This is a genomic window from Sorangium sp. So ce1014, from assembly GCF_051521505.1.
GTDB lineage: Bacteria > Myxococcota_A > Polyangia > Polyangiales > Polyangiaceae > Sorangium.
Genome location: NZ_CP150356.1, coordinates 7,304,632 through 7,323,152 on the forward strand (window position 1 = coordinate 7,304,632; position 18,521 = coordinate 7,323,152).

Annotated in this window: 13 protein-coding genes; 5 read left to right on the forward strand and 8 right to left on the reverse strand. The window is 70.1% G+C overall.

From position 1 onward, the window contains the following. Positions 1 to 39 precede the first annotated feature (39 nt). From WME75_RS27465 to WME75_RS27475, 3 genes are all read right to left on the reverse strand, one after another. Entirely contained in the window at positions 40 to 393 is a 354-nt protein-coding gene (locus tag WME75_RS27465; RefSeq protein ID WP_437476955.1) for a DUF4180 domain-containing protein, read from the reverse strand. A gap of 173 nt (positions 394 to 566) precedes the next feature. Further along, complete coding sequence (locus WME75_RS27470) at positions 567 to 1,421, reverse strand: M55 family metallopeptidase (protein WP_437476957.1); 855 nt, start codon at positions 1,419 to 1,421, stop codon at positions 567 to 569. 284 nt (positions 1,422 to 1,705) lie between these two features. Beyond that, entirely contained in the window at positions 1,706 to 2,641 is a 936-nt protein-coding gene (locus WME75_RS27475) for a DUF2935 domain-containing protein (RefSeq protein WP_437476959.1), read from the reverse strand. Between the two features lie 629 nt (positions 2,642 to 3,270). On the opposite strand from WME75_RS27475, the gene WME75_RS27480 reads away from it, so the two are divergent. From WME75_RS27480 to WME75_RS27495, 4 genes are all read left to right on the forward strand, one after another. Next, positions 3,271 to 3,669: a YciI family protein gene (locus tag WME75_RS27480; protein ID WP_437476962.1), complete on the forward strand. Its 399-nt coding sequence runs from the start codon at positions 3,271 to 3,273 to the stop codon at positions 3,667 to 3,669. Continuing rightward, on the forward strand, positions 3,666 to 4,937 hold the full coding sequence (locus WME75_RS27485) for an RNA polymerase sigma factor (RefSeq protein WP_437476965.1): 1,272 nt from the start codon (positions 3,666 to 3,668) through the stop codon (positions 4,935 to 4,937). Before WME75_RS27480 ends, WME75_RS27485 begins: the two co-directional genes overlap by 4 nt. A gap of 426 nt (positions 4,938 to 5,363) precedes the next feature. Then, complete coding sequence (locus tag WME75_RS27490) at positions 5,364 to 6,875, forward strand: trypsin-like peptidase domain-containing protein (RefSeq protein WP_437476968.1); 1,512 nt, start codon at positions 5,364 to 5,366, stop codon at positions 6,873 to 6,875. Positions 6,876 to 7,110: 235 nt separating this feature from the next. Beyond that, positions 7,111 to 8,304 (forward strand): cellulase family glycosylhydrolase, encoded by a 1,194-nt coding sequence (locus WME75_RS27495; RefSeq protein WP_437476971.1) that lies wholly within the window; start codon positions 7,111 to 7,113, stop codon positions 8,302 to 8,304. 13 nt (positions 8,305 to 8,317) lie between these two features. On the opposite strand, the gene dauA is transcribed toward WME75_RS27495, so the two are convergent. The 4 genes from dauA to WME75_RS27515 are packed head-to-tail and all read right to left on the reverse strand — an operon-like array spanning position 8,318 to position 12,394. After that, the gene (gene dauA / locus WME75_RS27500) at positions 8,318 to 10,057 is read right to left on the reverse strand and encodes a C4-dicarboxylic acid transporter DauA (protein ID WP_437476973.1); all 1,740 of its coding nucleotides are present in this window, start codon (positions 10,055 to 10,057) and stop codon (positions 8,318 to 8,320) included. Between the two features lie 2 nt (positions 10,058 to 10,059). Then, complete coding sequence (locus tag WME75_RS27505) at positions 10,060 to 10,482, reverse strand: hypothetical protein (protein WP_437476976.1); 423 nt, start codon at positions 10,480 to 10,482, stop codon at positions 10,060 to 10,062. Beyond that, positions 10,482 to 12,209, reverse strand: a complete 1,728-nt coding sequence (locus tag WME75_RS27510; RefSeq protein WP_437476978.1) for a phosphoenolpyruvate carboxykinase (GTP) — start codon at positions 12,207 to 12,209, stop codon at positions 10,482 to 10,484. The genes WME75_RS27505 and WME75_RS27510 overlap by 1 nt, the downstream gene beginning before the upstream one ends. A 14-nt stretch (positions 12,210 to 12,223) precedes the next feature. Further along, complete coding sequence (locus WME75_RS27515) at positions 12,224 to 12,394, reverse strand: hypothetical protein (RefSeq protein WP_437476981.1); 171 nt, start codon at positions 12,392 to 12,394, stop codon at positions 12,224 to 12,226. 142 nt (positions 12,395 to 12,536) lie between these two features. Between WME75_RS27515 and WME75_RS27520 the strand changes: the two genes are divergently transcribed. After that, the gene (locus WME75_RS27520) at positions 12,537 to 13,511 is read left to right on the forward strand and encodes a sigma-54 interaction domain-containing protein (RefSeq protein ID WP_437476984.1); all 975 of its coding nucleotides are present in this window, start codon (positions 12,537 to 12,539) and stop codon (positions 13,509 to 13,511) included. A 65-nt stretch (positions 13,512 to 13,576) separates the two neighbouring features. On the opposite strand, the gene WME75_RS27525 is transcribed toward WME75_RS27520, so the two are convergent. After that, complete coding sequence (locus tag WME75_RS27525) at positions 13,577 to 18,472, reverse strand: AAA family ATPase (RefSeq protein WP_437476986.1); 4,896 nt, start codon at positions 18,470 to 18,472, stop codon at positions 13,577 to 13,579. Positions 18,473 to 18,521: the final 49 nt, after the last annotated feature.

Here is an 18,521-nt window from a genome sequence, read left to right on the forward strand (position 1 = left end):
GGACGCGCGCGCGACGCCTGCCCCCGTCATCGCCGCATGTCAGACCGCATCTGCATCCGACGTCCGGCGGATCCACGCGACGGCAGCCTGGCGTGTCTCGAACACCCCGAAGTGCGCGCCGCGGCGCTCCTCGTCCACCATCTCACCGAACCGGCTGCTGAAATCGGATCCTCCCGGCGGACACACCACGGCGAGCCGGATCCAGTAGTTCCTGAGCTTCTGCAGGATCTCCCCGGCCTCTCTCGAGCTGAGATCGAAGAAGGCGGCCGGCAGGTTCGCCGCGTAGAGCAGGGCGCACCGCACGCCATCCGAGAAACAGGCCTCGAGCACGCGATCGACGTCGCGAGCGCTCGACATGAGGGCCTGGTCCGGCAGGCCTTCCACGAACCTCACACCGCCCTCATCGACCGCCGTCAACTCCATCGCTGCCCTCGCCTGCGGCTCCGGCGCCGCGGGCCCAGCGCCTCGAGACCGCTGAGCCCACGCAGGGTAACCCCGGGAGATGGCCGCTGTACAGACGTCGCGCGCCGGGTCGAGCACCGCTCTCCCTAGGACGCCGCTCCCCCTCAGACAACCACCGTGCCGGCGATCTTCGTGATCGCGAGGACGGCGCGGAGCAGCTCGCGCGCGCTCGGGGCGACGTAGCGCACGCGGCGCGCGTCCAGGCGGACCACCCCGGGCACGAGCTCCGCCGCGTCCGCGTAGGCGGTCGTGAGCAGCGAGAACGTCACGCCGATCGGCAGCGGGAGCGTGTACGGCCTGACGCGCGCGAGCCCCCGCAAGGCCTCGCCCGCCGCGGCCCGGATGCGCCGGCACGCCTCGTCGGGGTGGATCGACCGCGCGCTGTAGCGCGTGATCGACGCCTTCACCGCCACGGTCGTCACCCCCGGGAACCGCTCGCTCGCGTGCGCGGTCACGGCTTCGTCCCCGGTGACCAGCGCCACGGGCACCCCCGCCTCTCCCAGGACGAGCGCGTTGATGGCGGCCTCGTCGACCCACAGCCCGGGATCGTCCGCCGCGCTCTTCGCGGGGTGCAGCCGGATCTCGCCCACCACCGCGCCGTAGTAGGTGTGGTCGAGCACGCTCGTGCGCAGGCCCGAGCCCCCGTGGTAGCCGACGAAGAACGCGGCGTCGGGCTGCCCCGCGTCCAGCCCCTGCACCATCGACAGCGGCTTCAGCGCGCCCGAGATCACCTCGACCCGGGGATCCAGCTCCTCGAAGAGGAGGTTGCGCATGTCCGCGTGGCTGTCGTTGACGACGACCCGCGTCGCTCCCGCGCCGAACGCGCCGAGCGCGGCGGCGTTCGCCTCGCGGCTCATCCACGCCCGCGCGCGCTCGTAGTCGCCGCCGCCCCGGCGCGTCTGGTCGACATGCACAACCCCCGCGCATCCCTCCAGGTCGATCGAGATCAGCACGAACATCGGTGTCCCTCCTTGCGCCGCCGCGGCGGTCACGCGAGGGGGCCTAGCGCCGCGCGCCGGCAGAGGCCACGTCGGGCTGACGTCGAGACCCAGGTCGCGCTCGCCCGCCCTGCGGCAGGCCAGCGCGACCTCATGTGCAGCACCGCAGCGGCGCTATCTCCCGGAGAACGGGAACGGCGTGGGAGGACAGGTCGCCAGGCACCGCCAGTGGCGCTGGTAGCACACGTGGGGCAGCACAAATGACACGCCCACGCTCGCTCATCGAGCGCGGTCGACCGGCGACCTCACTGGGCGCGCTGGATCTCGTCGGAGAACCTCACCGCCTCGCGGAGGACGTGATCGGCGAGCGACGGATCGATGATGCTCTTGATCTGCCCCGTCTCGATGCCCTGCTCCGCGGCCGTCTTGAAGTCGATGACCTCGTCGGCCATCATCGCGAGTTGCCCGCTGCCGACGCGCTGCGTGTGCGCCTGATACAGCTGCTCCGCGCGCGCCTTCGCGTCCGCGACGAGCGTGCGCTCCTGCGGGTCGAGCAGGTGCGCGACGAACTCGAGGTGCTCCGCCATGATCGTCGTCCAGAACGCCGAGACCTCGTCGCGCTGGAGCGCGGCGCTGCCGTTCGCGAGCAGCTCGAGCCGGGCGGCGAAGCGCTCGGCCTCGCGCGCGATGTGGTCGAAGAAGAGCGGCCAGACGAGGCTCCGGAGCGTGCCGGCCTCCTGCGCGCGCTGCATGCGGCGCTTGTACTCGATCAGCTGGAGGACGCTCGCCCGCGTCGAGGAGAGGAGCGAGGAGAGCCCGCCGTCGCGATAGCCGCCGTCACGGGCCGAGAGGAAGTGTCTCGCAAAGACGAGCTGGAACTGCCGCGCCTCGCTCCGGGGCCCGCGGAGGTGGTCGCCCGGCATGAGCAGCGACATGAACATCGCGTGCTCCATCATGATGTCCGTCCAGAAGAGGACCTCCGAGATGGCGTACCCGGCGAGCCCGGCGTTCATGCCGGGCAGGTAGATCGGCTTCCTCGCGCGCTGATCGACGAAGACACCGGGCGTGAACGCCGCCCCTTCCGGCAGGGAGAGCGGCCCGATCTGCTCGCAGCTGCCCTGACCCTTGCTCGGCTCGATCGCGAGACCCGGTGTGGCGATCAGCGATACACCGGCGGCGACCGCCGCCGTGCCGGCGAATTGCCGGCGTCCAAGTTTCCCTTGCAAAGCACGCTTCTCCATCGACGCTCCTCCAGGTTCGTACGGCGTTGAGAATCCGAGCGCGAGGGTGCATGTCCCGCGCCCGGGCCGAGGCGCGGGCCGGAGAGCCGTCCGCGGGCGCGCGTCCCGCAGATCCCATCGACCCGCGACACCGGCATTCACCACGCCCTGGCGCCTCGTCACGAGGGAAGCCGCCGGAGGAGGCGCCGGACACATGGCCGCGGAATCCGCCCGTGATGGGAGGTCAGCAGGCGACAACCTGCGAAGACCGAGCACATGCCCCCTCATTCGCTGGCCACCTGCGACTGCCGAGCACATGGAGCCCACCGACCGTCCGCGGGAGAGCCCCGGACGGGCTTCTAGGACGTACCGCCGCTCGCCCCCTGCCGTCGCACGACGCGGGCGGAGCGGACAACGTCGCCCACGCAAGCGCAACGGCCAGGTCGCCGGCGCGACAGACACCGCCGACACACGCCCGCCGCCATGCCTGCGACACCTGCGACGCCTACATTCCCCTACCTTTGCCCCTGTATTGGTCCTGAAATTTTTTGGCTATCGTCGCCCGGCATGTCGAGACCCCGCCCTCGGCTCCGACCTGCCCATGAACGCGCCCCGAGGCCGGGGCGAGAGCGATGAGTAAGGAGTCGACAATGAAATACATCATGATGATGCACACCCCGAGCGACGGTCCGTACCAGGTTGCCAGCTGGCCTCAGAAGGACTTCCAGGCGCACATCGCGTTCATGAAGCGCTTTCACGCGCAGCTCAGCGAGTCGGGCGAGCTCGTGGCGGCCGAGGGCCTGGCGGGGCCCGACCAGGCCAAGCTCGTGCGCGCGGGCAAGGACGGCAAGCCGGTCACCGACGGGGTGTTCCCGGAGACAAAGGAGTTCCTCGCCGGGTACTGGATCGTGGACGTCGACCGCCCCGAGCGCGCCTACGAGCTCGCCGCGCAGGCGTCCGCCGCGCCGGGCCCCGGCGGCGGGCCGCTCCACCTGGCGATCGAGGTGCGAGAGGTGATGAGCGCGCCGCCGCCCCAAGACCTGCCTTGATCTCGCGGTCACGGGATGCCCCGGCCGAGCGCCTGCTGCGCGACCTCGCGCCGCAGGTGCTCGGCGCCGTCCTCCGGCGGTTCCACGACTTCGGCGCCGCCGAGGACGCCGTCCAGGAGGCGCTGATCGCGGCGGCCACGCAGTGGCCGCGCGACGGCCTGCCCGACGAGCCGCGCGCCTGGCTCATCCAGGTGGCGTCGCGGCGCATCACCGATCACGTCCGGAGCGAGGCCGCCCGCCGCCGCCGCGAGGCGTTCGTGGTCAGCCTCGTGCCGCCGGAGCAGCAGATCGCCCTCGCCGCCGACAGCGACGAGGCGCCCCAGCAGGACGACACGCTCACCCTGCTCTTCATGTGCTGCCACCCCGCGCTGTCGACGTCCTCCGCGATCGCGCTCACGCTGCGCGCCGTCGGCGGCCTGACGACGGCCGAGATCGCCAGGGCGTTCCTGGTCCCCGAAGCGACCATGGCGCAGCGGATCAGCCGCGCCAAGCAGACCATCAAGGCCTCCGGCGTGCCGTTCGAGATGCCCACCGCGCCCACGCCCGAAGAGCGCGCGGCGCGGCTCGGCGCCGTCTTGCACGTGCTCTATCTGATCTTCAACGAGGGTTACACGACGAGCTCCGGCCCCGAGCTGCACCGCGACGACCTCTCGAGCGAGGCGATCCGCCTGACACGCGCCGTGCACGCGCTCCTCCCGGACGACGGCGAGATCGCCGGTCTGCTCGCCCTGATGCTCCTGACCGACGCGCGGCGCGCGGCGCGGACCGGGCCCGCGGGCGAGCTGATCCCGCTCGCCGAGCAGGATCGAAGCCTGTGGGATCAGGGCGCGATCGCCGAGGGCGTCGCGCTCGTCACCGCGGCGCTGTCCCGGGGCGCGATCGGCGTGTACCCGCTGCAAGCCGCGATCGCGGCGGTGCATGACGAGGCGGCGCGCGCCGAGGACACGGACTGGCCGCAGATCCTGGCGCTGTACGACGTGCTGATGCGGATGTCCGACAACCCCATGGTGACGCTCAGCCACGCGATCGCCACGGCCATGGTGCGCGGCCCCGAGGCGGGGCTCGAGCTGCTGAGGGCGCTCGACGCCGATCCGCGCCTCGCCGGCCATCACCGCCTCGACGCCGCCCGCGCGCACCTCCTGGAGCGGGCCGGGGATCACGACGCGGCGATAGCGCACTACCGGAGAGCGGCCAGCCGCACGACGAACCTCCCCGAGCAGAACTACCTCACGTCGCAGGCGGCTCGGCTGAGCGACGCCCGGAAATAGCGAGTCGCGGGCCCCCGCGGCGACAGGCACGCGGTCACGCCGGCGTGAGGGAGAGCCCGATGCACCGTGTGCATGACGCCCATGCCGCATATCCATTGGGACCGCGCCACCCGGGAAACTAGAGTCCGCGACTGACCTGCTCTCGTGGCTCGAGGAGCCTGAGCGCGTCAGTATCCGTAAGATGATCCGTGAGACGTCAGATTCGTGCTCGGGGCCGGATCACGCGTTGATGCCCCCGTCCGAGATCGCCGGCTGATCCCCGCGCCGCGTCGCCCGTGGCGCGGGCTCACAGGGCGGCTCGACTCGCTTCCTTGCGCCTCGGGTCGACGCGCGTCGCAGCTCGGCGCGCGTCGACCCGAGGCACGGCCGCGAAGGAAGGCCTCGCAGCGCGTTCGATGTCCTTGCATTACAACTCGGGAGTTTGCCATGAAGATAATTCGACTGATCACTTGTACTTGTCTTGTCTTCGCGGGGACCGGCGTGGCGTGCTCGACGCCCGTCGAGGACGAGGTCACCGGCCAGGTCCGCTCCGAGGTCATCTATGGCGACGATGACCGGGAGGAGCCGTTCACGTACTCGGATCCCGTGTGGGCGCAGCGCGTGCTCGACTTCACCGTGGCCCTGGTCCCCACCTCGGCGGTCGACGACTCGGACCCGAACGACATCCAGATCGCCGGGCCCGACTGGATCGGGCGGGACGACGTGTGCCCCGACGAGCGCTTCGCCACGCAGCCGGCGCTCGCCGACTGCAGCGGCACGCTGATCGACGACGACCTGGTGCTGACGGCCGGGCATTGCATCAACAACTGCGGCGACAGCCGCTTCGTCTTCGATTACGCGATGAACCCCTCCACCGGCCAGCTCAACCAGATCACGAGCGACGACCTCTACAGCTGCGTGGATTTCATCACCTGGTACAGGGATCCCAGCGGAGCGGACTACACGGTCGTGCGCCTGGACCGGCCGGTCGTGGGGCGGCAGCCCGCCGCGGTGCGCGTGTCGAGCGAGCCGCTGGAAGAAGACGAGACCGATCTCATCGTGCACGGCTTCCCCCGCGGGCTGCCGCTCAAGCTGGCCGACGGCGCCACGGTCCGCAGCAACGCGTCAAGCCACGACTTCTTCGTCGCGAACCTCGACACGTTCGTGGGCAACTCGGGCTCGGGCGTGTTCGACCTCGACACGCACGAGCTCGTCGGCATCCTGGTGCGCGGCGCGCAAGATTTCGAGGCGGACGAGGACGAGGACTGCGTGCGCCCGAAGCAGTGCTTGAACGACGAATGCCGCGGCGAGGACGTGACCTATGCCTTCCGCGCGGTCCAGGCCATGTGCGAGAAGACGGTGTCCGACGTGTGCTCCTGCGGCGACGGCGCCTGCGGCCCGCTCGAGAGCCCGGCCTCGTGCGCGAGCGACTGCTCCTGCGGCGACGGCGTCTGCAGCACCGGCGAGAGCACCTCGTCCTGCCCGGCGGACTGCCAGCTGGAGGTGCTGTACGACGAGCACACGCCGCAGCCGAACTGGGTGACGCCGGGCATCCAGGTGCGCAATGCAGGGACCGGCAGCATCTACCTCGGGAGCGCGATCGTGCGTTACTATTTCACCAAGGAGCCGACTGGCACGCTCGCGGCGGAGTGCTGGGGCTGCTCGACCACGCCGGCGATGAGCTTCCATGAGGTGCCCGGCGGCGGGTGCGCGGACGCGACCCACTACGTCGACGTGGAGATCCCGAGTGTCTTGCTGGATCCCTCGAGCACCACCGAGCAGCTCCGCCTCGCGTTCCACGCGTCCAGCTGGCAGGCGTTCGACCAGTCGAACGACCACTCCTATGCCGGAGGCAGCTGGAACTGGGCGCCCAACCCCAAGATCACGATGTACCGGTTCGGCGTCAGGGTTTTCGGCGACGAGCCCTGCCCGGGCGTCTTCATCCCGCCGGCCAACTGAACCGGTACAGTGAGAGAGGAGCGATACCGTGAGCCTGATGGCGACTGAGGGGTGATCGCGCGGAGATGGTAAGGATGCCCCTGGATCCTGCGCGAAGGCGGGCGAGGAGGATTGCCCGCCCCGCTCTGCTCGTGCATACCGGCGTCTGGTGCAGTCAGGTGCGGGGGCAGGAGAACGGGAGATCACGATGCGCGTTATCCATGGATCGGTAGCCGGCTGGGCCGGTGCAGCCCTCATGGCCTTGGGCCTCTCCGCCGGGTGCGGCGAAGCGGACGAACAGCCGGGCTCGGGGCAGGAGGCGACCGGATCGGGCGGGGGCGCGTCGGGTACGGGCGGCGATGCCACCGGCGCCACGTCCGGCGCCGGCGCCGGCGGCGACACGTCCGGCGCCGGCGGCGACACGTCGGGCACGGGCGCCACCTCCGGCACGGGCGCCACCTCCGGCACGGGCGCCGGGGGCGGCACGGGCGCCGGGGGCGGCACGGGCGCCGGGGGCGGCGATGTCACGGGGCCGGGGTTCTCGGTGCGAGGCCGCTTCCTCCACGACCGCTGCGGCGAGAAGGTGCTGCTCCGGGGCGTCAACGAGATGATCGTCTGGCTTTCGTCGGGGTCCGACGGCATGCCGGAGTTCCAGGAGATCGCGAAGACAGGCGCCAACACGGTGCGGATCGTGTGGGAGACCAAGGCGTCCGTGGCGGGCCTCGATCAGGCCATCACGAACGCGCTCTCGCAGAAGCTCATTCCGATCGTCGAGCTGCACGACGCCACGGGCAAATGGGAGCTCTTGCCGAGCCTCGTCGATTACTGGACGAAGCCGGAGGCCGTCGCCGTGATCAAGAAGCACGAGCAGAACCTGCTCGTCAACATCGGCAACGAGGTCGGGGACGTGGTGGACAACGCGGCGTGGGAGGCGGGCTACAAGCAGGCCATCACCCGGATGCGCGACGCCGGCATCACGACGCCGCTCATCATCGACGCCTCCAAGTGGGGGCAGAACATCGACCAGCTCCAGGCCGTCGGTCCCGCGCTCGTCGCGCACGATCCTAACATCCTGCTCAGCGTGCACATGTGGTGGACGGACGGGAGCGGGGCCACGATCACGAAAGAGCTCAACGAGTCCGTGGCGCTGAACCTGCCTCTCATGGTCGGCGAGTTCGCGCAGCACGCCGTGTACGAGTGCAGCCAGCACCCGTTCGATTACAAGACCCTCCTGGCCAAGAGCGTCGAGCTCGAGGTCGGCTGGCTCGCCTGGTCGTGGGGCGCCGCCGAGAACGGCGACTGCAAGGACGACGGGCCGTTCGACATGACGACCGACGGGACCTTCGCGGGGCTCACCGGCTGGGGCCGCGAGGTCGCGGTGACCGACCCGAACAGCATCCAGAACACCTCGGTGCGCCCGCACTCCATCGAGACGGGCTCGTGCAGGTAGCGCGGCGGCCGCCTCAGGCGCGCACAAGCGCGCCGGCGAGGCGGATCGCCGCGTCCAGGTCCTCCGCGATGTAAACGCGCCTGGACCGCTCCTCCAGGCGCGCCTTGTCGAAGATCTCGCGAGGCCTGGGCAGCGGGCCGGCCAGGACCACCGTCTTCTGGCGCCGCACGAGCCCGTCGATCGCGTTCTCGAGGGCGACGAACCCCGTGCTGTCGATGAACGGGACCTTGCCGAGGTGGAGGATCATCACCTCGTAGCTATCCCCCCGGATCGCGTGCAGCGCCGCCATCGCCTTCTGGACGGCGCCGAAGAACAGCGGGCCATTGATCTCGTACAGGGCGACCCGCTCCGGAAGCACGAACTCGCCCAGCTCGTCGGCGGTGTTCAGCACCGTTCGACCCCCCGTCAGCTCGGCCATGCGGCGCATGAAGAGCATGGCGGCCAGGACCACGCCGGCCGACACCGCGACAACCATGTCCATCACCACGGTGAGCCCGTAGCAGGTGAGCAGCACGAACACATCACTCCTCGGCGCGAGCTTCACGATACGGATGAAATGGTGGAGCTCCGACATGTTCCACGCGACGAGCAGCAGCAGCGCTGCCAGCGACGCCATCGGGACGTAGGCCACGAGCGGGGCGAGGAAGAGGATCGACAGCAGGACGACCACGGCGTGCGTGACGGCCGCGATCGGAGAGCGCGCGCCAGCGCGGATGTTCGTGGCGGTGCGCGCGAGCGCGCCGGTCGCCGCGATGCCGCCGAAGATCGGCGCGACGATGTTCCCGATCCCGAGGCCGATGAGCTCCGAGTCCGGATCGTGCTTGGTCCCCGTCATGCCATCGGCGATGACCGCCGACAGCAGCGACTCGATCGCGCCGAGCATGGCGATGGCGAACGCGGAGGGGAGCAGCTCCCGCACGAGCTCGTGCGAGAGCCCGTCGCCCCAGGGGAGCGAGGGAGTCGGGAGGATCGGCGGGATCCCGGCGAACTCCACGCCGTCGAGGGTGGTGTGAAAGCGGTTGCCGATCGTCGCCACGGAGAACACTGGGTAGACCTCGGCGACGACCACCGCAGCGAGCGACACGAGGGTGATGGCGAGGAGCGGCGCCGGCACCTTCTTGACGACGCGGGGGATGACCAGGAGCAGGGCGAGCGTCGAGACGGCGACGGCCAGCTCGAAGACGTCGGCCGTCCCGCGAGCCGCCCACAAGGCGGCCACCTTGGCCGCGTAGTGCTCCGGGAGCGGCCCTGCCTCGAGGCCCAGGACGTCCTTCACCTGAAGCGTCGCGATCACGGTGGCGATCCCTGCGGTGAAGCCGGTCGTCACCGGATACGGGATGTACTCGATGAGCCGGCCGAGCCGCGCGAGCCCCATGATCACGAGCAGCACGCCGGCCATCAGCCCCGCCGTCATCAGCCCTGCCACCCCGTGCTTCGTCACGATCGGCGCGAGGATCACCACGAAGGCCGCCGTCGGGCCGGTGACCTGGAACTTGCAACCGCCCAGGAGCGCCACGAGCGCGCCGGCCACGATCGCCGTGTAAAGCCCGTGCTGAGGCGGAGCGCCCACCGCGATGGCGAGGGCCATCGAGAGCGGGAGCGCCACGACGCCGACGACGGTGCCGGCCAGCAGGTCGGCCTGGAAATCCCCGAGGCCGTATCCCTTGCTGAAGCTGCGCCGGAGGGCAGCCGCCACCGGGATTCGACGCCTCACCGGCTCGGGCTGAAGAGAAGGCTGAGGAGAGGAAGACATCGTCACACCTCCACCACCCGCGCGCGGATGGTGTCCAGGATCGTCCATCCCCAGGCGGGCTTCGGGATGATCGTGAGGAGATGGCGCGCGCCTCCGCCGGTCGAGAGCGCCGCGAAGCCTCGAGGATTCCGGGTCACGAGGAGGGGGAGCACGCCGGGACGGTCACGCGTGATGCGCTCGACCGCCGCCTCGACCTCCGCCAGCGGGTAATCGTCCGGGAAGAGCACGATCGCCGAGATGGCGGCGCCGTCCAGCACCGGCGCGCGCAGGTGGCGCGTCACGTGCGCCGTCACGCCGGCGCGCTGGAGGTACTCTTGCAGCCCATCCAGCGTCTCCGCGTTGTCCGAGACGATCACCACGTGAAGCGGATCGCCCCGCCGTCGCCGCGCGCTGGAGTGCACAGCGGCCCTTGTCTTCCTCACCATCAGTTCGACGCCATCTTCAGGCGGTGGACGATGCCCTCGTGCTCGCCGCGCAGCGCCTCGGGCAAGCGGTTCCCGAAGCGCGCGAGGAGCTCCTGGTTGCGGGCCATCTGCTCTGTCCAGGCGCGGAGATCGACCTCGTGCAGCTTCTGGGCGTGGTCCGCAGAGAAGCCGAGTCCGCCCACGTCGAGCTCGGTGGGGACGAACCCGATCGGCGTGAGCCGCGCGGCGGCGCTGCGCTGCACGCGCTCGACGATCCACTTCAGGACGCGCGCATCGTGCCCGCGGCCGGGCCACAGGGGCTTGCCCCTGTCGGCGCGGTGCCAGTTGACATGGAAGACCCGCGGCGCCCTCGGCAGCCGCGCGCCGATAGACAGCCAGTGAGCGAAGTAGTCGCCCATGTTGTAACCGCAATAGGAGCTCATCCCCATCGGGTCGCTCCGCGGCGCCGCGGCGGGCGTCGTCTGCGAGAGCAGGGTGGCGCCGATGTACACGCCTTGCGCCCAGCTCGTGGCCTCGTACACGAGCGGCGCCACCTCCGCCCCGCCGCCGGCGAAGACGATGGCGGAGATGGGCACGCCCTTCGGGTTGAGGATCGCGCGCGACACGGTGGGGCACTGGCTCGCCGCCACGGTGAACCGCGCGTCCGGGTGCGCCGCGGGCTCCGGCGACGAGGCCGACCACGGTCGCCCCCGCCAGTCGACGAGCCCGTCTCTCGGCTCCTCGCCCATGCCCTCCCACCACGGCGCGCCGTCCTGCTGAAGCGCGGTGTTCGTGAACAGGACATCGTGACTCAGGAGCTGCTTGATCCTGGGGTTCTGCTTGAGGCTCGTCCCGGGCACGACGCCGGACATCCCGGCCAGCGGGTTGATGGCCCAGAGCTGCCCGTCCTCGCCCGCGTGCATCCAGCAGACGTCGTCGCCGACGACCTTCGCCGACCATCCGGGCACATCCGGGACCAGCGTCGACAGGCGCGTGTTCCCGCCGGCGCCGGGGCTGGCCACGGCGAGATAATGCAGGTCTCCCTCCGGATCGGTCAGCTCCAGCAGGAGCATGCGCTCCGCGAGCCAGCCTTCCTTCCGCGCCTGCGCGCTCGCCATGCGGAGGGCGTGGCACGACGTGCCGAGGACCGCGCTGTCCCCGTGCCCGGAGCCGATGCTCCAGATCGTCTTCGTCGAGGGGAAGTGGACGACGTACCGGCGGTCCGGGGAGAGATCGCCCGTGCTGTGGAGGCCTCGAACGAAGTCGGAGGAGCTGCCGAGGTGCTCCAGGGCCGCCTTCCCCATGCGCGTCATGAGCCGAAGGCTCGCGACGACGTACGGGCTGTCCGTGAGCTGCACCCCCACGCGGCTGAAGCGCGAGTCGCACGGTCCGAGGAGGTACGGGACAACGAACAGCGTCCGGCCTGCCATCGCCCCGGCGAACAGCGGCCACACGATCCGGTTCGCGTCGTCCTCGGATATCCAGGGGTTCGTCGGCCCGGCGTCGACGCGCTGCTGCGTGCAGAGGAGCGGCGGAGGCTCCGCGCGCGCCACGTCGTCCGGCGGGGAGCGATGCAGGAAGCTCCGCGGGTATCTGTCCGGATCGAGCGGCGCCAGCACGCCCTTCGCGACCATCTGCTTCTGGAGCCACCTGATCTCCGCGTCTGTACCGTCACACCAGTGGATGCTCGAGGGGCGGACGTGCGTCGCGACCGAGAGTACCCAGGAGTCGAGCTCTTCGTTCTGCATGCTTGTTCTTTCCTTCAGGTGCCTCTCCGCTGCTTCGATGGCGACCGGCGCGCGGCGCCGCGATGCGCCTTCTCCAGCGCAGCCACGTCGGCCACAGCGACATCGGTCACAGCCACGTCGGCCACAGCGACATCGGTCACAGCCGCATCGGTCACATCCACGGCATACAGCAACATCGGTGCCACGCAACGATGTCCTCTGTTTGTCGCGCGATCCCTGCCCGCTCAACGCGAACATCGGGATGAACGTGGCATGGCGACAGATTGTCGCTATAATTTGATCGTGAACCGCCGATCACGACAACTTGACGTAGTCATTGAGCCCGTGATGCGGTCGGTTGCGATGCGGGATCTCGGCCGCGTTCTTCGCACGGTCGCCCCGAAGGAGGTGGGGATCTCGCTCGTCGGCGAGAGCGGGACCGGCAAGGAGGTGCTCGCCCGCCAGATCCATGATCTGTCGCTCCGTCGCTCGGGTCCTTTCATCCCCATCAACTGCGCTGCCGTGCCGGAGGCGCTCTTCGAGAGCGAGCTGTTCGGCCACGAGAGAGGCGCCTTCACCGGAGCGGTCGAGCGGACGCGCGGCAAGATCCAGGCGGCGGACGGCGGGACGCTCTTCCTCGACGAGATCGGCGAGATGCCGATCTCGGTTCAGGCAAAGCTCCTGCGCTTCCTGGAGAACAGGAAGTTCATGCGCGTGGGCGGCACCGAGAAGCTCTCCGTGGATGCCCGCATCGTGTGCGCGACGCTGCGGCCGCTGGAGGAGGAGGTGAAGGCCGGCCGTTTCCGGGCCGACCTCTATTATCGTATCCAGGGGGTGACGCTGCTGGTGCCGCCCCTCCGGGAGCGACAGGCCGATTTCCCGCCGCTCGTGCACCTGTTCCTGCAGCAGCTCGCCGCCAAGCACGGGGAGCCGCCGGCCCGGATGACGCGGGCGGCGATGGCCGCTTTGCGCCGGCACGACTGGCCGGGCAACGTGCGCGAGCTCCGGAGCGTCATCGAGCTGCTCACGCTCCTGCGATCGGGCAAGCAGGTCCGGGTGCGCGATCTTCCAAGGCCGCTCCGGGAGCTGGCCCCGGCCTTCGAGGCCCCCTCCGCATCGGGCTCCGGAGGCGCTCGCGTGCTGGAGATCTCGCTCGACGCCACGCTGGACGAGTCGATCCGGAAGATCCTCGACGCCGCGCTGGCGCTGGAGAGCGGCAATCGATCGAGGGCCGCAAAGCGGCTCGGGATCAGCCTTCGCACGGTGCAGCGGTACCTCGCTGCGTCGGGCCCGCTCGGGCCGGCCGCGCCGCCCGCGCCGTGAGCCAGCCAGTCGACGTCGAGCACGTTCTCGCTCGCGTCGGCGCGGTCGGTTCGTCGCCCGGAACGTCAGGGGTGGCGCGACGCGCGCCGCCCGGAGGTGAGGCTCCGCATGCAGAACTTGAGGGCCTCGCGCAGGGTGGCGTGCGTGCCCAGGGCCCGCAGGTCGATGTCGAGAGAGGTCATGGTCCGCGCGACCGCGGGGCGGATCCCGGTCACGATCGCGCGGACGCCCAGGAGCTCGACGGAGCGCACGATCCGCACGAGATGATCGGCGACGGCCTCGTCAATGGCCTCGACGCCGGTCGTGTCGAGGATGGCGAAGCGGACGCTGCCGCGCGAGACAGCGCTCAGCAAGCTGTGCATGAGCTCGTCCGCGCGCTCGCGGTCCAGCGCGCCGATGAGCGGCACGGCCAGGACACCATCCCACACCTGGAGGATGGGCGCGGAGAGGGCGTGGATGACCTCGCGCTGCTGCTCGATGAGGGCGCGCTGCTCCAGCATCCGCTCCTCCTGCTCCCGCTCCCGCGCCGCGTAGAGCACGCCGAGCTCGGCGTGCGCCGCGCTGAGCTCGGCCGTGCGGGCCTCCACCTTGTCCTCCAGCCGGGCAAAGAGGCGCGCGTTCTCCAGCGAGACGGCGATCTGGGACGAGAGCAGGCCGATGAGCTCGACACGATCCCGCGTGAAGGCAGCGCTGGCGAGCGCGTTCTCCAGGTAGACGACGCCGATGACGCGCCCCTGATGAACGATCGTCGAGGCGAGCAGCGACCTCACCCGAGCGGTCCTGATATAGGGGTCGGACGCGAAGGAGGGATGGCCCGGGCCGTCGTCGATGACGACGGTCTCCTCGGTCCGCGCGACATACTTGATCACGCTGGCGGCCAGATCGGCGCGGGAATCCAGCGGAGCCGAGGCGACCCGCTCGAAGCGGTCACCCACGACGTCGCCGAGGGCCTCGATGGTGAGGCTCCCCTCGTCCTTCAAGATCAAGAAGCCGCGGCGCGCGCCGGCGCTCTCGAGCATGATGCGCATCAGCGCCTCGAGCAGCCGGGGCAGGACGATCTCCCCGGAGAGGGCCTGAGAGGCCTTGAGCACGCTGCGCAGGTCGAGGTCCTCCCGGACCACCACCGGCGCGCTGGCGAGGATCGGCAGCTCGCGCTTCAGGAGATCGGGATAGTCGCGCTCGAGGCGGGCCATGGCGCTCGCGGCGCCCCAGCGTGCATATTGCGCGTGCGCCTCGATCAGGTAGGCGCGCGCGAGCGTGGTCCTCCCGAGCTTCAGGTAGCAGCGCGCGCAGAGCTCGTTGCCGAGGGCGCCGTCGTGCAGAGCGCCGCCCTCGCCGGCCGCGCGGATGCCCTCGTCGTAGAGGTCCAGCGCCCTCCGCGTGTCGCCGTCCACGCGCGCGAGCTCGGCCGCGAGCAGGAGGTGGCGGTGCTTCATGTTGTCGGGAGCGTGGTTCGCCCAGAACGCGACCTTCTCGCCAAAGGCGCGGGCCTTCGCGAGGTACTTCTCCCGCGTCTCCGGATCCGCGCCCTCGGCCGCCAGGATCAGGGCGACGCCGCCGTAGAAATGGAACGGCGGGTTGCCTTGCCAGCCGGCGATCCCGATGATGCCGGAGTTCGCGTCGAACGCGAGCGCGGCCGCCCCCGCGTGGTCGCCCTGGAACAGGCGCAGGACGAGGCGGTAGAAGAGGGCGAAGAAGAGGGAAGCCTGGTTGTTGATCGCCGCCGCGGCCGCGATGATCTCGTCGATCTCGATCCACTCGCCGGAGAGATCCGACGGGCCCGGATCCGGCCTCATGAGGTTCTCGCAGAGCTGGCCGATGGCGCTCACCATCCAGGTGATGAAATTCCACCTGTCGAACTTCCGCAGGGGGAGCAGCGATCGCGACTCGGCCTTGATCTCGGCGAGGGGCCGGCCGAGCAGGAGCGTGCTCGTGTTCGCGTTGACCATGCAGTAGAACGACCAGACGTACTGCCCCGTCTCCAGGCCGGCATGAATGCCGGTGTGCAGGATCTCTCGCCCCCTTCCGTAGCTCGTCCGGAAGTGCATGACGAACGCGCCCCACATGCACGCGAGGATCGGCTCGCTCCGCTTGTCCGGATAGCGCTGGAGGAGCTCGACCGCGGCCTCGCCGAAGGCGTAACCGAGCGGGATACGGCCGCTGACGCACAGGATCTGGCCGAAGACGACGTAGGAGAAGACCGAGCTCTGCGAGACGCCGTATTGCACGGTGTCCCGCAGGATCCGCATCACGCAGAACCCGAAGTTGTTGCTGGCGAGGAAGTAGCAGGCCGAGATCATCTCCTCCAGCACGCTGTGCAGGGCGGCGATCTCGGGGTCGGCGAGCCGCGGCAGATCGAGGAGCGACTCCATCGAGCGGCCGTCGATGAGCTTCAGCGTCGCCTCCACGTCACCGGCGACCGCCTCGTCCGACGGGAAGGGCGGGAGATCGATCCCGAAGAGCCGCAAGGCCACGAGCCCCTCGGTCAGGGCGGCGTGCAGGTCGGCCTTGAGGACATGCACCTTCACCTTGAGCCCGTATGCCCGCGTCTTGTCGAGCCGGCTCGTCCCGTGGACAACCGCCTGCTCCAGCGTGACGAGGGCGTCGTCGGGGCGGCCGGCGAGCACCTGCATGAGGCCGATCTTCGTGGTGAGCGCGAAGGCGAGCTCGTACTCCGCCACCCACGGCTCGGCGGGGAGCCGCGCGATCCCCTCGGCCAGGTACTTGAGCGCGGCGTCGAAGGCCGCGCTCTCCTCGGCCCGCTCGGCCGCGGCGAGGTTCATCCGCGCGAGGTCGAGGCGCGCCGCGGGATCGCGGATCAGATCGCCCGCGCGGTTCAGGTGGTTCACGACGTCGTAGAGCCCTCGCCCGTCGGCCCCGAGCTCCTTCCGCAAGAGCATCCCGATGCGGTGGTGGAGCCCCGGCCGCTCCTCGACAGGGATCATCGAGTAGGAGGCCTCCTGGATCTTGTCGTGGACGAAGCGGTGGCTCGCGCCGTCGCTCGTGATGAGCTCCTCCTTGAGCGCCGGCTCGACGCGCGCGTAGAACGCGTCGATGGAGCACCCGCTGATCGTGGACAGCGTGCCCAGATCGAAGCGGTTGCCGATCGCCGCCGCGAGCCGGAGCGCCTCCTGCGTGGGCGCGGGCAGGCGGCGGATGTTGCTCGCCATGAGGTCGAGGACGTTATCTGTGTACTCGAGGGCGCCTATCGCCGCGAGATCCCACGACCAGCGGCCGGCCTGGTCGAACGACAGGGCGCCGCCGTCGTGGATCGACTTGAGAAAGCGCTTGATGAAGAACGGGTTTCCGCCGGTCTTCTTCAGCACGAGCGCCGCGAGCTGCCCGCCGTCCGAGCGCCCGAGGCTGTCGTTGACGAGCGCCGTGACGTGCGGGAGCGCGAGCGGGGTGAGCACGATGGGCTCGATCTCGACACCACCCTTCCGGAGGTCCTCCACGGCGCGGATGAACGGGTGCGCGGAGCTCACCTCGTTGTCGCGGTAAGCGCCGCAGAAGAAGAAGGCCCCGAGCCCGTCGCCCTCGAGCAGCGCGTTGACGAGGCTCAGGCTCGCGGCGTCGATCCACTGGAGATCATCGAGGAAGAGGACGACAGGGCGCCCCTGCCCCGTGAAGACCGCGACGAAGCGCTGGAAGGTGAGGTTGAGTCGATTCTGCGCCTCGACGGGGCCCAGGGTGGGCACGGGCGGCTGCTCGCCGATGAGGTACTCGAGCGCGGGGAGGACCTCGCAGATGACCTGCGCGTTGTTCCCGAGCCCCTGGATCATCGCCGCTCTCCAGCGCGCGATGCGCTCCTCGCTCTCGGACAGGAGCTGCCGGAGCAGCGCGTCGAACGCCTGGAGCACCGGGCCGAGGGGCCGATCCCGGTTGTACTGGTCGTATTTGCCGCTGATGTAATACCCCTTCTCGCGCGCGAGGGGCTTCAGGATCTCCTGCACGAGGGACGACTTGCCGATGCCCGAGTAGCCCGACACGAGGACGACCTTGCGCGCGCCGCCGAGGACCCCGAAGAAGGCCTGCGTGAGGCGCTCGATGCTCTCCTCGCGGCCATAGAGCCGCTGGTGGATCTGCAGCAGGAGCGCGGCGTCGCGCTGGCCGAGGTCGAAGCGATCGAGGCGGCCCTGCGCGAGGCGCCGCCGGCACTCGTGGAGGTCGGCGAGGAGGCCGAGCGCGGATTGATAACGATCCTCCGCGTTCTTGGCGAGCAGCTTCATGACCACATCGCCGAGCGGGGCGGGCACGCCGGCGCTCCGCTCCGCGGGGTGCTCGGGGATGAGGGCGATGTGGGCGTGGATGAGCTCGAGCGGGTCGATCGCCTCGAAGGGCAGGCTGCCGGTGAGCATCCGGTAGAAGAGCACGCCGAGCGAGTACAGATCCGAGCGGTGGTCGACGCTGCGGTTCATCCGGCCGGTCTGCTCGGGCGAGGTATAGGGGAGCACGTCGGACAGGACAGCATCGCTGTAGAGCGACGCGCCCTCCTGGGTGACCGCGGCGTCGACCCCGTAGTTGAGGATCCGCGCTTGACCGTCGCCGGAGACGACAAAGCTCTTCGGCCGGACGGCGCCGTGCACGACCCCATGCCCGTGCAGCACGCGCACCGCCTCGGTCATCGAGATGGCGAGATCGAGACACAGATCGATGTCGAGCCTGCCGCGCGCGGCAAGGAAGCGCCCGAGCTCCTCCCCGGCGGCGTCCTCGAGCACGAGGACGAGGTTCCCATCCACCTCCTCCACCCCGTGGACCTTGACGACACGCTCGGACTCGATGCGCGCGATGTGCTTGTACTCGTGCTTGAGCCGGGCACGGTCGACGACGCGCGACTCGGCCGCGCCGAGCACCTTGAGCACCACGGGGGCGCCGTCGCTCGCGCGGACGGCGCGGTAGCGGGCGGTGTCGCCGATCGGGTCGAAGTGGATGACAGAGTGGTAGCTGGGTAGGGTGAGCATTGCTGGGTTCGAGGGAGCACCGCGAAGGCCGCGGTGGCGCACGAGCGAG

What these genes read in the sequence shown, in the direction of transcription:
- WME75_RS27525 (WP_437476986.1), bottom strand. Translation starts at nt 18,472, where the DNA reads ATGCTCACCCTACCCAGCTACCACTCTGTCATCCACTTCGACCCGATC.
- WME75_RS27475 (WP_437476959.1), bottom strand. Translation starts at nt 2,641, where the DNA reads ATGGAGAAGCGTGCTTTGCAAGGGAAACTTGGACGCCGGCAATTCGCC.
- WME75_RS27520 (WP_437476984.1), top strand. Translation starts at nt 12,537, where the DNA reads ATGCGGTCGGTTGCGATGCGGGATCTCGGCCGCGTTCTTCGCACGGTC.
- WME75_RS27510 (WP_437476978.1), bottom strand. Translation starts at nt 12,209, where the DNA reads ATGCAGAACGAAGAGCTCGACTCCTGGGTACTCTCGGTCGCGACGCAC.
- WME75_RS27470 (WP_437476957.1), bottom strand. Translation starts at nt 1,421, where the DNA reads ATGTTCGTGCTGATCTCGATCGACCTGGAGGGATGCGCGGGGGTTGTG.
- WME75_RS27480 (WP_437476962.1), top strand. Translation starts at nt 3,271, where the DNA reads ATGAAATACATCATGATGATGCACACCCCGAGCGACGGTCCGTACCAG.
- WME75_RS27505 (WP_437476976.1), bottom strand. Translation starts at nt 10,482, where the DNA reads ATGGTGAGGAAGACAAGGGCCGCTGTGCACTCCAGCGCGCGGCGACGG.
- WME75_RS27495 (WP_437476971.1), top strand. Translation starts at nt 7,111, where the DNA reads ATGGCCTTGGGCCTCTCCGCCGGGTGCGGCGAAGCGGACGAACAGCCG.
- WME75_RS27490 (WP_437476968.1), top strand. Translation starts at nt 5,364, where the DNA reads ATGAAGATAATTCGACTGATCACTTGTACTTGTCTTGTCTTCGCGGGG.
- dauA (WP_437476973.1), bottom strand. Translation starts at nt 10,057, where the DNA reads ATGTCTTCCTCTCCTCAGCCTTCTCTTCAGCCCGAGCCGGTGAGGCGT.